The organism is Mycobacterium sp. (genome assembly GCF_019243155.1).
Classification (GTDB): domain Bacteria; phylum Actinomycetota; class Actinomycetes; order Mycobacteriales; family Mycobacteriaceae; genus Mycobacterium.
On sequence record NZ_JAFAUS010000069.1, the window covers coordinates 1 to 12,270 of the forward strand.

Genomic DNA, 12,270 nt, shown 5'->3' on the forward strand with positions numbered 1-12,270 from the left:
GAAACGGTGACCAAGGTGCTCTACCCCAACGTCGAGCCCGAGGCAGGCAAGCGGCTGCGTCTGCTGCAGCAGTACTTCTTCGTGTCCTGCTCGCTGCAGCACGTGCTGCACATCATGGACGACCTCGCCGACGCCGGTGTCCGGGAACTTCCCCAGCGGTTCGCCTTGCAGCTCAACGACACTCATCCGTCGATCGCGGTCGCCGAGCTGATGCGGCTGCTGCTCGACGAACGCGATCTGGACTGGGACGAGGCGTGGGACATCACGGTCGCGACGTTCGGCTACACCAACCACACCCTGCTCCCCGAGGCGTTGGAGACCTGGCCGCTGGAGATGTTCTCGGAGTCGCTGCCGCGTCACCTCGAGATCATCTACGAGATCAACCGCCGGTTCCTCGACGAGGTGCGCGACGCGTTCCCCGGCGACGAGGACCGCGTCCGCCGGATGTCACTCATCGGCGAAGACGGCGGCAAGAAGGTCCGGATGGCGCACCTGGCGACGGTCGGCAGCCACGCCATCAACGGTGTCGCCGCCCTGCACTCGGAGTTGCTGAAAGAGAGTGTGCTCAAAGACTTTTTCGAGCTGTGGCCTGAGCGCTTCAGCAATAAGACGAACGGCGTGACGCCGCGCCGCTTCCTCGCGCTGGCCAACCCCGGGCTGCGGGAACTGCTGGACCGCACCGTCGGTGAGGGCTGGCTGACCGACATGCAGCGCCTGCGCGGGCTGGAGCGGTTCGTCGACGAGCACTCCTTCCGTCAGCAGTGGCGGGACGTCAAGCGCGGCAACAAGTCACGCCTGGCCAAGTTCCTGCGCTCGGCGACCGGCGTCGAGCTGAACCCGGACTGGATGTTCGACGTCCAGGTCAAGCGGATCCACGAGTACAAGCGGCAGCACCTCAACGTCTTGCACATCGTCGCGCTCTACCACCGCCTCAAGCAGAACCCCGGGATGTCGATTCCGCCGCGCGCCTTCATCTTCGGCGGCAAGGCCGCGCCGGGCTACTTCATGGCCAAGCGAATCATCAAGCTGATCAACGCCGTTGGGGAGACGGTCAACGCCGACCCGGCGGTGAACAAGTTCCTGAAGGTGGCCTTCGTGCCGAACTTCAGCGTGAAGAACGCCCACCTGATCTACCCGGCCGCCGACCTGTCCGAACAGATCTCCACCGCGGGCAAGGAAGCGTCGGGCACCGGGAACATGAAGTTCATGATCAACGGCGCGCTGACCATCGGCACGCTCGACGGAGCCAACGTCGAGATGCGTGAGGAGGCCGGACCGGAAAACTTCTTCCTGTTCGGTCTCACCGTGGAGGAGGTCGAGGCGCTCAAGGCCAGGGGCTACCACCCCGGCGAGTACATCGACGGCCCCCAAGCCGGCAATGAGGAACTGCGCGCGGTGCTGGATCTGATTGCCAACGGCACGTTCTCGCAAGGCGACACCGAGGTGTTCAAGCCGCTGGTGGACAACCTGCGCTACGACGACCCCTTCCTCGTCTGCGCCGACTACGCGTCCTACGTGCAGTGCCAGGACCAGGTGAGCGCGGCGTGGCAGGACCGGGACGCGTGGACCAGGATGTCCATCCTGAACACCGCACGCAGCGGCAAGTTCTCGTCGGACCGTGCCATCGCGCAGTACTGCGACGACATCTGGAGCGTCTGGCCGCTGACCGTCAAGATGTGAGCCCCGCGGCGGCCCGCAGCTGCTCGAGCAGGAGTCGCCGAATCATCCGAGGACTCAACGCGTTGCGCGTCGAGTACGACGTCCGCGGATGACCGGACCCGTTATGCGGCGTTAGCGGGTTTCTTTTGCGACGAAGATGCTGACGTAACCGATCGGGATGCCGGTGCGTGCGGCGATGCATTCCCGCGCCACCGCCTCGACGGCCGTCCGGCGGCCGGCGTGGGCGATCCCGCCGATCTCGGGGATCCGAATGAGCCAGCCGTCGGTCTCGCGGCTGACCTCGATGTCGAAGCACTGACCAACGGTTGGGAAGTTCACACGAACGCGATTGTGGATACGGCCACTGCGCAACGCTTGCGCGCGTCGCAGGGTGGGCTGAAGAGTCATTGGTCTTTCCTGAGTCGACAATGAGCCGCGCGCAAGACTAGTGCGGATCGGCACAAAATACCTAATCGAGACCGGATCGCGTCTCAATCGAGGAATTACTGATACCCCGGCAGATCCGGCACCCCGCTGGCCGTCAGCCAGCCCCCACCGTCGACGACCAGGATCGCTCCCGTCACGTAAGACGCTGCGTCGCTGGCGAGGAACAACACTGCCTCCGCAACCTCGGTGGTCGAGCCCGGGCGCCCGAGCGGATTCTGAATGGCGCGGTGCTGGTCGTCGCCGGCGATCCTCCTGACGCCCTCGGTTCCTGACATCGCTCCTGGCGCAACGACATTGACCCGCACACCCTGAGGTCCCCACTCGATCGCCGAGGCGCGGGTCAGCGCGTCGACACCGGCCTTGGCCGAAACGACGTGCGCTTGCAGAGCCATCCCGCGATATTGAATCGCCGCGCTGATGTTGACTACCGAACCGCCGTGATCGCGCAGCCACAGCTCGTATGCCGCCTTCGACACATTGAATGTCCCCAGCAGGTCGATGTCGACCACGGACTTGAATCCGTTGGGGCTCAGCCCGTCGATCGGAACGGGGAAGTTCCCAGCGGCGTTATTGACGACCACGTCGAGGCCGCCGAACATGTCCAGCACGTCCTCGACAACCACGGTCACCTCCTCGTAATGCCGGACATCGCAGACGCCGTAGACGGCTTCGATCCCGTCGGCCCGCAAAGTCGCAACCGCCGCCTGGAGGTTGGCCTCCTTGCGGCTGCAGATGGCGACACGAGCGCCGTGACTGCCCAGCACGCGGGCAACCTCGAGACCCAAGCCGGTGGCGCCACCGGTGACAAGTGCCACCTTTCCCTGCAGCAGATCAGCCCGGAATGGGCTTTGGTAGATGCTGCTCATTGCTGTCTCCTTCAGCGCCGAGGACGTTCAAAGGCTACGGCCCCGTCGAGGCCGACAGTGGACGTTTCGGCCGTCCACGGCAAGGATCGACATGACGACTCTTGGCAGGAGAAAAGTGACACTACGATTCCGGATGCTCAGTCTGGTCCCGTTGACCGTGGTGCTGGCGCTACTGTTCGCGCCTTCCGCGTCGGCCGATGGCTACACAGAGCAGGTGGTCGACAAGTTCAACGCCCAGACGCACGTGGTGGCCGATCCGTCGGCGACACCGCCGCTGCAGAACCCGGACAGGCTGAACCAGCAGATCCTGTCCGGCCCGTGGTCGTGGAGTTCCACTCCCCCGGTCTGGGTGGCGGCCGTCGCACCCGGACAGACCGGCGTGACCACGGCGGACGACATCCACAACGTCATTCTGAGCCGCAAACCCGACTTCAGTGGGGTCATCCTGGTCATCGACTCTCGCGGCTACCACGTGCGGGCCTACAACGTGCCGCAGGCGATCGCGGACAGCGTCGACCCCCTGATGCGCCAGTCGGCCAGGGATCACCGCAATGACCCGTACGGCGCCACGAGCGAATTCATCAACAGGCTCAGCGGTGTTAACGCAACCGCCGGCGGCGGCGCGACCAGGACATCGCCGGTGGTGCACCAGAAGCACGACAGCTTCGCCTGGCTGTGGACGATGCTGATCATCGTCGGCGTCGTGCTGGCGGTGACCGGCTTGCTCTGGTTCGCGGTCAACCGAAACCGCAAGCGCCGCAACGACGCATGGGCGCGAGACCAGGTCAAGCAGGAGATGATCGCCGCCACTGCCGGTGTCAGCGACATCGACAACGCCGTGATGACCAACAGCGATGTCGACGTCAGCGCCGAGTCCATGAAGGCCAACTCCAGCCTGCACGACGCCCGAAAGGCCTACGAAGCAGGAGACTTCGGCGCGGCGCGCGCGCACCTGAAGGTCGTGCAGTCCACCGTGGCCAGGGCCAACCAGAAGATCAACCCGACGGCCAATGTTTCGGCCGTGACATCCGTGCCGGAGGCCGACCGCAAGCAGGCCTCGGTGCAGACACGAAACCCCGCTACCGGCGAGTCCGTGACGATCAACAACAACAACTACAGCACCACCCCGCAGGCGGGCTATCCCCACTACTACGGCGGTGGCTACTACAACGGGATGTTCTTCTACCCGGGCTACTACCCGTATGCGTTCTGGGGTCCGGGCTGGGGATGGGCCATCACCGACGTCCTGCTGATGGATGCGCTACTCGACGACCATTGGGGCGGCAGCTACGACCGCGGCTTCGAAGGCGGGTACGAAGCCGGACGGGACTCGGCGATGGCGGACTCCAACTACGACTCCGGTCAGAACACCGGTTGGGACAGCCCGCAGGGTGACGTCGGGTTCGGTGGCCAGGATTCGGGTGGCGGCGACACGGGATTCGGCGGCGACTCCGGCGGCGGCTATGACTCCGGCGGTGGCGGATTCGACTTCGGCGGGTTCGGCGGGTCCGATTCCGGTGGCGGCGGGTTCGACTTCGGCGGTGGCTCCGATTTCGGTGGCGGTGGATTCGACTCCGGCGGCGGCGGGGACTCCGGATTCTAGTGTCGCGCGTCTGAAGTTCGTTGACGTTGGGCGTGCGGCAGGATTTCGTCTGCGGTTTTGGTCCACGTGAAGGGACGGCAGCGTTCATTTCAGCTGTCGATGAATCTGCCGATGGCTGTGATGAGCTCCTTTACGTTGCAGAATGATCCGCGCCGGATGGCTTGGCGGGTGATGATGCCGAAGAACACTTCCACCAGGTTGAGCCACGAGCCGGAAGTGGTGGTGACCGAGGTCGTCAGCCTCAGTTTCCCAGAAGTGCCATGCGCCGCGCGCTGAAGCTATCCGGGAAGCCCCAGGGATTGGTAGTGAGAAGTCGTAGGCGGTTCGACCAGATAGCTGACGATCGTCGAGATAGCCTGCCTGCCGAGGTCGCTTCCCTGAAAAGTCTTATGGGCCTCGCGGCTATCCCAGGTGATGACGAATACGAAGCTATCAGGATCCTCGACACCCTGGAGCATTTCGACGTGGTGGCAGCCGCGATCGCTAGCGAGGATCTTCGCGTACGAATGGGCTTCCTTAACGAAGGTTGCACGCTGGGCGCTCTTCACCTTGAGCCGGGCGATTTCACTAACGCTCACCGTTTGTCCTTTCCGTTCACTGGACTAGGGTTCACTGGACGAGGCCGGTCACGCGGTGAGTGCGGGGCTACGCCGCGGTCTCCTCGACTGGTTCTGTGCCACGGCTCACTGGGGCGGCTGATAGATCTCATCGGCGGCTATTGAGGCGAGGCCAAGTTCGGCCGCGACCGCGTCGATCCCGTGCTGCGCGACGTCGAGGTCCACCTGGCCGTCTGGGGTGAAGAACGGGCCAATGTAGCGTTCGTAATACTGTTGCACTTCATCACGCGTGAGCCGGTCGAGGAACGAGGCGATGTAGTCGACGGCCAGGCTGGGTTGTTCGGCGATCGTCTGCAGGGCCCGATTGTTGGCCCGCACGAGCGCCTGCAATGCGGGGCTGTCCAGCGGAATATGAACAGGGTCCACCGCGACGCCCACGGTGGGAATCTGGATGTGATCGCCAACCCAGGCCAGCACGTGGAACCCTTCTTCCTCGGCAACTTGTTCGGGGGAGAACGTGGTGCCGACACAGGCGGCGTCGATCGAGCCGTCCCGAAGGCGCCGCAGGTCCATCTGGTAGTTAACCGGTAGCCGCACTACACATTCCAGGTCGTGGTCGGGGTCCAGGCCGTGTTCACGCAGGACGATCCGGGTGAACCAACCTGGTGCGGTTTGGCCGGGGTGGACCGCCACGCGGCGCCCGCGCAGATCAGCCATCGATGTCACATCGGCGTTGCCGAGAAACCAGAACAGCGGACGATGGGTGTTGACGCTGAGCACTTTCCAGCCGATGCCGCCTGTCAGTCGGTGTAACAGAGCCCGGCCCAGACCAATCGATGCGCCGCGGCGCAGACGCTCTGGGTCCCAGCCAATCCCGTTGTGGATGGCGACGTGGACACCCTCATCCTCGTAATAGCCCTCCTGGTCGGCGACTTGGGCAACCAGTTCCTCGTGGACACCCCGCTCGACGTAGGCCAGGTCGATGGTCTGCATGGCCAACACTCCTTCCCCGATCTGATGACTTCGGTCGCGGCGGTACCTGCGGGCCGTCCCGCCTTTGGCCGGTCCAAATGGAACTGGCTAGAAGAGTCCCCGGCGGGAGCCGCTGTCCAAGTCGATTGTTGCGCCATGCAGTGCGTCGGCTTCGGGGGCCAGCAATTGAGTTACTGCCCAGCTGATCTGGTCGGGCGTGGTCAGCCGCCCCAGCGATGTCTGGGATCGGTATTCATCGAGGACGGTCTCGACGCTGATGCCACGCGCCTGGGCTGCCGTGCCGGCGAACCGACGGAGGCGCTCGGTTTCCAAGGCACCCGGAGCGATCATGTGCACGGTCACTCCCTTTGGTCCGTACGCATCGGAGAGTTGGCGAACGAGGTTGGCCAATGCAGCGTTGGTGACACCGGCCGCGCAGGTTTCTGGCGTCGGTTCTGAACCGAAAAGGCCGCCGATAACGACAATCCGGGCGCGCTCGACAAACCGGTCCTCAACAGCGCGGATGAGACGCAGCAGTCCGCCGAGCTTCAACGACACCGCCCTGCCAAGGGCATCTGGGGCGATCGTGGCCAGCGGTCCGGCTGGCGGTACGGCCGCTGTCTGGACCACCATCCGGACGGGTCCGGACACTGCGGCGGCGATCGCCTGACCTGACGAGTCATCACCGATGTCCGCGACGCATACAGTGATCCCGTCGTCGGTTGCGCTCAACTGCTCGAGGCGTTCACGATCGCGTGCCACGGCGACCACGGGCACAGCGGCCTTGCGCAGCCGCGCGACGATGGCGGCGCCGACCTCGCCGGTGGCTCCGACGACAACGGCCTGCGCGCTCGGGCTCACCGGTGGGCCGCCGGGCGGGCGGGCACGTCATCACGGCGGCAGACGCTGGCGGGCGCACCACCGATGGCCCAGTCGTTGGGCTCAATCTCGATTGCCCCACTACGAACTAGCTCCCGTGGAGGCCCGAGGTACGGAGCAGCCAGCGTGGCGTGGGCCACGGTTTCGCTTGCCACCAAGTACATTTGGGGGCGGTACAGGCGCACGAAACCCCTGATTCGATCCATCGGGCGCTCCAGTATCTCGGCAGTGGCCGGGGCGTTTGCAGTCGCCAAATGCTGCACCTGCTCGTCGGTGTACTGCCCAGCAGCCAGATGGTGGGTGACAATCGGCACGGTTGTGAAACCTCCTTGGAGGCGCATCCCTTGTCGGTGCGTGCGCCGAACGCTCGTGTTCTGACCCAGCGCCTGACACGCGGATAGGGCAGCCAAACGCGAAGCGGACCGTGTCGGGCCTTGCTCCGGCATTCCGGACAACACCCGCTGCCCGTTGTGCGCCAGCTCACAATCTACCTGGAAAACCGGCTATGCGCGCGCCCCCAACAGCCCGCGACACTAGCCGCCTAGCCGAAGGCCTGCACCATCTTGGTCATGTCGAAGTAGTCCCGCCAGGCGGCGACCTTGTCGTCCACTACTTCGAACACACCGGTGACCGGGAGCTCGATGGACTGGCCGTTCTTGGTGCGGATGATGTCCGTCCGTTCATTGAAGACCAGGCCCCCGTCGCTGACCTGCCGGTGCACGACGAAGTCGATGCCGTCGATGGTCGCGAGGAAACCTTCGATGAACGCGCGGATCGCCTCACGGCCCTGCACCGGCTCCATCGGGATATTGTGGTAGACAGCGTCTTCCGTCATGTTTTCGGCGATCGTGGCGGCGTCGGCTTTCGACCACAGCGCACAGAATTGTGTTACCAGCTCATCCGGTGAACGTGACATTTCGAACTCCCTTGGTCGGCATGTGCATCGATCTTCGCATGCAGGCCAAGGACGCTGGATCGACCTAGTGGACGTTGTAGAACGAGGCGACGTTCTCGTGCAGCTTCTTGTACATCGGTGGTGCCTCGTCGGCGGCCGTGACCACTTCGATGTAAGTGGCAACACCGGCTTGCTCGGCCGTCTTGAGCGCGTCGTCAAGCATCCCGCAACTGCTCACATGGGCGGTGAACCACCCCTGACAGCCGAGCGCGTGCGGCAGTTCCGCATAGTTCCACACAGCGATGTCGTTGTACGCCAGGGCCATGTCCTTGCACAACATTCGCTCGCTGAGGTAGCCGGAGTTGTTGAGCACGAAGATGATCGGGTGCAGCCCGTGGCGCCCGAACTGGCTGATCTCCTGAGCGGTCATCTGGTGCGAACCCTCACCGGTGATCAGGATTATGCGGCGATCGCGAGCACCGATCGCCGCGCCGAAAGCCGCGGGCGTTGCCCATCCGATTGAGGCCCACAGGGTTTGGTTGTGGAACTCTGCGCCCTCGGGCAGGTGGGCGAACGCCAAGCCCAGTGACGAGGTTCCGGTGTCGGTCATGATCACATCATTGGGCGCAAAGAAGTTCGCCCATCGCGGGTAAAGCGTGTCGGCCGTAATCGGATCCTCACCACCGCCCACGATCGGCCCCAGCGTCTCCGGTTTGGTGGCCGGGCGTTGCGCCCGTTTGGTGGCACGCTCCGACAGCTCAGTGAGAATGTCTGCCATCTCTACATTGCGGTACACGGCGGAGCCGACGGTGGTGCGGTGGTGGTCGATCTTGATCGTCTTGTCCGGGGCCAGACGGACGGTGTGTCCGGCGGTGTTGCCGTCGGTCAGCATGGCGCCGATCAGCACCACCGCATCGCACGATTCGACGAACGCACGCACGGGTTCCCCCGCCAACCGGCCCACGTACATGCCGACGTAGTTGGGATGGTTCTCCCCCAGCACCGACTTGTCGGCGAACATCGTCGCGAAGGGCAGATCCCAAGCCTCGACGAACTTCTCCGCAGCCATCCCTAACCCGAGCCGCCTCAGCAACACACCGGGCAGCACACATGCCTGTCCCGAGTCGGTCAACGCGGCCGCCACGGCGTCGACTGCCGCTGCCAGCGACGGCAGATCGCTGGTCGGCGCGCTCACCGCCGGCGCCACGTCCAGAACGGCCATGTCAGCCACGTCGCTGGGGATCGCCAGGTAGACGGGTCGGCGGTGATAGAGGGCCGCGGCGATCAGCCGCTCCATCTCGGAGGCGGTATTCTGCGGTGTCGCGATCGCGCTGGCGCATACGATGGGCTCGGCCATCTTGTGGAACAGGTCGAATTCACCGTTGCCCAGCGTGTGGTGCACCAGAGCCCGCCCCTCCTGGGTGGGCAGGTTGGGCGCGCCGACCAAGTGGAATACCGCAAGCTGTTCGGCATAGCAACCCGCGATGGCGCTCATCGCGGCCAATTCACCGACCCCGTAGGTGGTGCACACCGCGCCGACACCCCGAACCCGGGCATACCCATCGGCCGCGTAGGCCGCGTTGAGCTCGTTGCAGCATCCGATCCACTCGATCGACGGATGTTCGACGATTGCGTCGTTGACGGGAAACGCGTAATCCCCTGCGACGCCGAAGATGTCGTCGACGCCAATCTCGTTGAGCCGCCGCAAGACATGTTGAATAACGGTCTCGGCCATCATGTCACCTCGATTCCGGATAGCACCCAATGTCGTCGTTCAGTGCGAAAAGCGTTGGAATCAAGGACGTTCCGTCGGAACATTCCCTTTTGAGGTGCGTGAACAGCGACGAAGCAGCAACGCATCAGCCGGCCGAGCATGTACCACTCGGCCAGACGGACAATCAAAATCGTCGCCGCTGCCACCGCCGCTCCTTCTTAACGCACGGCGTTGGGGTAAGAGTACTCGCGAGCGCGAGACTAGACCATCGGCTTGAATTAAACCTCGCCTTCGGTGAAATCCGCTGGCCCACCGCTGGTTAGTTCTAGCGTTGCCACGGTTCCAGGAATATCCGCGGCATGACCGTCAATCCCTACGCGGGTCGACCGATTGCTCATCCATTGCGCTGGCCGAGCAGCTGGGCCCAGTCGCGGGGCACCCGGCCGCGGGGACCGGGGACCGTCTGGTCCTCAGGGTGGCATTCCGGTGGGGCAAGCTCGGGGCCCTGGTAGTAATCGTTGGCTTCGTAGTCCCAGAACCAGTCCTCCCCCGGCTCGAAGGATCGGATGACTGGGTGCCCACTCTCTCGCCAGTGGGCCGTGGCATGCCGGGGTAGGGAATCGTCGCAGCAACCGATGTGACCGCAGGCGGCGCAGCGGCGCAGGTGCACCCACCAGCCGCCGGTGGCATCGCATTCGGTGCAGCCCGTACCACTGGGCGGCACCGATGGATCGACAGACGCAGTCATCGCGGCTCTTCCTTCCTCGCCGGTATGGCACCAGCTCATAAGGTATTCCGCTTTGTGTTCGCGCGCACCCGAACGGCTACGGTGCGTGGGGGCACGACCGGCCGCTAGCCAGGTTCCGTATCTATCCGCATGGGTTGGCCGATGTCGGTGCGTCGCCATTGGTATCCGGCTTCGTCTTCGTAGTCGATCGTCACACGCAAGGTGTACTCGGGCCTCGTCGTTGTGTAGGCCATCGCGGTGTGCTGATTCGGCGGCAGGATGCGGCGCCACCCGGTTGCCAGGTGACCGACAACAGCGTCTTGCACCGCACGTTTCAGTGTCGACGACAATCGCCCGCCGCGCTGCTGCACCAATTCGCCGGCCCCTAGTGATCCTGATAGCGCCGCACGAATGGATCGATCGAAAGCCTCATCCACCGGAGCGGTGTTGTCGACTTGGCGGTAGCCGTCGGGGACCTGAATGCCGTTGCCGTCTATGGCGGCAACCTCGACGGCCAGAATCGTTGTCGCTGCTTTGCTCGTGTTGTCGATTCTGACCGTCCACCATGACTCACCGATCATCGGCGTCCTCAGGCAAGACGGAACAATTTTGCGGGCTTGGGCCGCGAGACGCCGCCTGCGTTCGTGCCGGATCACGTCCATCTGCGCCTCATGCCGTCGTCGGGCATCGGCTGCTTTCCTCGGTTCGCGGACAACAGCAACATAGAGCGCGATGAGCACGCCGATAGTGGTCGCCACCGCTGCGATCGCTTGGGTTCCCTGAAGCCACAGCGTTAGTCGATCCCCGCTGTTCAGGGCGCCCTGAGCGGTGAAGTGTCCCGTCAACACCACAGCTTCCCCGGTCATCCGGCCTCTCCTGCGTTAGGAGGTGGTTGCCAACGGGGTGGTGCGTGGGTAATCGTCATAGAACCCCGCGCCGGTTTTGACGCCCAAGCGACCCTGCTCGACGTAATCACGCAATAAGTGGCGGGGTCCCTCCGGGTACTCGGGATGTTCGGCACAATAGTGCTCTTCGATATCCAGGACCACGTCCAGGCCAACCCGGTCCATCATCCGAAACGGGCCGGCGGCCGAGCCGGTGTTCAGTTCAAACATCCGGTCGACTTCCTGTGGCGTGGACACGCCTTCGGCAACCACCTCCAGGGACTCCCGCTTCACGGCGGCCCAGATCCGGTTGAAAATGAAACCGGTGCTTTCCCTGCGTGCTTCGAACGGGTAGAACCCGAAGCGCGGCAACGTCGTCAGTACGAAATCGATGACATCGCGGTCGGTCTTGCCGGAGGACATGACGTCGACGGCATTCTGCTTGGGTGGCATGTAAAAGTGCATGTTCAGCACGCGCTCGGGGTGGCTGACCTCGTCCAGGAACAGGCGGCTCGCATAGGACGACGAATTGCTCGCAAGTACCGCGTCGGGTGCCGACAGCTCATCGAGTTGCCCGAATATCTGTCGCTTCAGTTCGAGACGTTCGGGAATGGCCTCGACGACCAGCCACACGCCGCGCACCGCATCGCTCAGGTCTGCTTGGGCCGAAACGCCACCTGCGACACCGTTTACTTGCTCCACGAGTGCGGGAAGGCTTTGCGCTACAAAATCTCTGGCATCGCGGCGTTGGCTCTCGCTGAGGTCATAGATCCGAACCTCGGCACCATGCGCGGCGAACATCAGGGCGATGCGGCGCCCAAGCGTGCCCGCACCGATGACGGCAACCGGTCGGCTTGAAAATTGCTTTGGCACATCAAAACTCATCACACGCTCCTGAGGTTGTGGTTGTTCACCGTGAGGCCGGTCATGCGGGGTCCCCGCCGGGCAGCTCGACGTAGGCGATGCCGGTGAGGTTGCCTTGCACGGCCCGGACGGGTCGATTGCCCGTCCCGTCCAGGGCGGCTGTCCACACGTTGCCGCCCAGGTCGGTGACGAACATGCGGTCG

The 12,270-nt window shown here is 64.1% G+C and carries 13 protein-coding genes and 1 pseudogene; 2 read left to right on the forward strand and 12 right to left on the reverse strand.

Translation table 11 applies throughout. The features are described 5' to 3' along the window. Positions 1-1,680, forward strand: a 1,680-nt coding sequence (locus JOZ00_RS03545; protein ID WP_293339702.1) for a glycogen/starch/alpha-glucan phosphorylase, incomplete at its 5' end; no start/stop codon positions are given. Positions 1,681-1,791: 111 nt separating this feature from the next. Here the strand turns inward: JOZ00_RS03545 and JOZ00_RS03550 are convergent. Beyond that, a complete protein-coding gene (locus JOZ00_RS03550; protein WP_366022244.1) occupies positions 1,792-1,998 on the reverse strand; it encodes a long chain fatty acid-CoA synthetase Faa4p in 207 nt (68 codons plus the stop codon). A 164-nt stretch (positions 1,999-2,162) separates the two neighbouring features. Next, positions 2,163-2,972, reverse strand: a complete 810-nt coding sequence (locus JOZ00_RS03555; protein ID WP_293339707.1) for an SDR family oxidoreductase — start codon at positions 2,970-2,972, stop codon at positions 2,163-2,165. A 115-nt stretch (positions 2,973-3,087) separates the two neighbouring features. Here JOZ00_RS03555 and JOZ00_RS03560 point away from each other — a divergent pair, with 115 nt between their 5' ends. After that, the gene (locus tag JOZ00_RS03560; protein WP_293339710.1) at positions 3,088-4,575 is read left to right on the forward strand and encodes a hypothetical protein; all 1,488 of its coding nucleotides are present in this window, start codon (positions 3,088-3,090) and stop codon (positions 4,573-4,575) included. Here the strand turns inward: JOZ00_RS03560 and JOZ00_RS03565 are convergent. The 10 genes and pseudogenes from JOZ00_RS03565 to JOZ00_RS03610 all read right to left on the reverse strand — a co-directional run. Next, positions 4,572-4,817: pseudogene (locus JOZ00_RS03565) on the reverse strand (IS630 family transposase); the annotation flags it as partial. The gene JOZ00_RS03560 and the pseudogene JOZ00_RS03565 overlap by 4 nt on opposite strands. 36 nt (positions 4,818-4,853) lie before the next feature. After that, positions 4,854-5,153, reverse strand: coding sequence for an antibiotic biosynthesis monooxygenase family protein (locus JOZ00_RS03570; protein WP_293339713.1), 300 nt, complete (start codon positions 5,151-5,153; stop codon positions 4,854-4,856). A gap of 105 nt (positions 5,154-5,258) precedes the next feature. Further along, positions 5,259-6,125 carry an ABC transporter substrate-binding protein gene (locus tag JOZ00_RS03575; RefSeq protein ID WP_293339715.1) on the reverse strand — a complete coding sequence of 289 codons (867 nt, stop codon included), beginning with the start codon at positions 6,123-6,125 and terminating at the stop codon, positions 5,259-5,261. 87 nt (positions 6,126-6,212) lie between these two features. Next, a complete protein-coding gene (locus tag JOZ00_RS03580) occupies positions 6,213-6,965 on the reverse strand; it encodes an SDR family oxidoreductase (protein WP_293339718.1) in 753 nt (250 codons plus the stop codon). Continuing rightward, complete coding sequence (locus JOZ00_RS03585) at positions 6,962-7,297, reverse strand: hypothetical protein (RefSeq protein ID WP_293339721.1); 336 nt, start codon at positions 7,295-7,297, stop codon at positions 6,962-6,964. Before JOZ00_RS03585 ends, JOZ00_RS03580 begins: the two co-directional genes overlap by 4 nt. Positions 7,298-7,524: 227 nt before the next feature. Continuing rightward, complete coding sequence (locus JOZ00_RS03590; RefSeq protein ID WP_293339724.1) at positions 7,525-7,899, reverse strand: limonene-1,2-epoxide hydrolase family protein; 375 nt, start codon at positions 7,897-7,899, stop codon at positions 7,525-7,527. Between the two features lie 64 nt (positions 7,900-7,963). Then, positions 7,964-9,613 (reverse strand): thiamine pyrophosphate-binding protein, encoded by a 1,650-nt coding sequence (locus tag JOZ00_RS03595; protein WP_293339727.1) that lies wholly within the window; start codon positions 9,611-9,613, stop codon positions 7,964-7,966. Positions 9,614-9,986: 373 nt separating this feature from the next. Next, positions 9,987-10,340, reverse strand: coding sequence for a UBP-type zinc finger domain-containing protein (locus JOZ00_RS03600; protein ID WP_293339730.1), 354 nt, complete (start codon positions 10,338-10,340; stop codon positions 9,987-9,989). Positions 10,341-10,444: 104 nt separating this feature from the next. Continuing rightward, positions 10,445-11,185 carry a hypothetical protein gene (locus tag JOZ00_RS03605; RefSeq protein WP_293339733.1) on the reverse strand — a complete coding sequence of 247 codons (741 nt, stop codon included), beginning with the start codon at positions 11,183-11,185 and terminating at the stop codon, positions 10,445-10,447. A 15-nt stretch (positions 11,186-11,200) separates the two neighbouring features. Then, positions 11,201-12,088, reverse strand: a complete 888-nt coding sequence (locus JOZ00_RS03610) for a 3-hydroxyacyl-CoA dehydrogenase family protein (RefSeq protein WP_293339735.1) — start codon at positions 12,086-12,088, stop codon at positions 11,201-11,203. Between the last annotated feature and the right edge of the window lie 182 nt (positions 12,089-12,270).

Excerpts from the sequence above, each read along its gene's own strand:
- JOZ00_RS03555 (WP_293339707.1), bottom strand. The coding sequence starts at position 2,972 with ATGAGCAGCATCTACCAAAGCCCATTCCGGGCTGATCTGCTGCAGGGA.
- JOZ00_RS03575 (WP_293339715.1), bottom strand. The coding sequence starts at position 6,125 with ATGCAGACCATCGACCTGGCCTACGTCGAGCGGGGTGTCCACGAGGAA.
- JOZ00_RS03590 (WP_293339724.1), bottom strand. The coding sequence starts at position 7,899 with ATGTCACGTTCACCGGATGAGCTGGTAACACAATTCTGTGCGCTGTGG.
- JOZ00_RS03595 (WP_293339727.1), bottom strand. The coding sequence starts at position 9,613 with ATGGCCGAGACCGTTATTCAACATGTCTTGCGGCGGCTCAACGAGATT.
- JOZ00_RS03600 (WP_293339730.1), bottom strand. The coding sequence starts at position 10,340 with ATGACTGCGTCTGTCGATCCATCGGTGCCGCCCAGTGGTACGGGCTGC.
- JOZ00_RS03605 (WP_293339733.1), bottom strand. The coding sequence starts at position 11,185 with ATGACCGGGGAAGCTGTGGTGTTGACGGGACACTTCACCGCTCAGGGC.
- JOZ00_RS03610 (WP_293339735.1), bottom strand. The coding sequence starts at position 12,088 with ATGAGTTTTGATGTGCCAAAGCAATTTTCAAGCCGACCGGTTGCCGTC.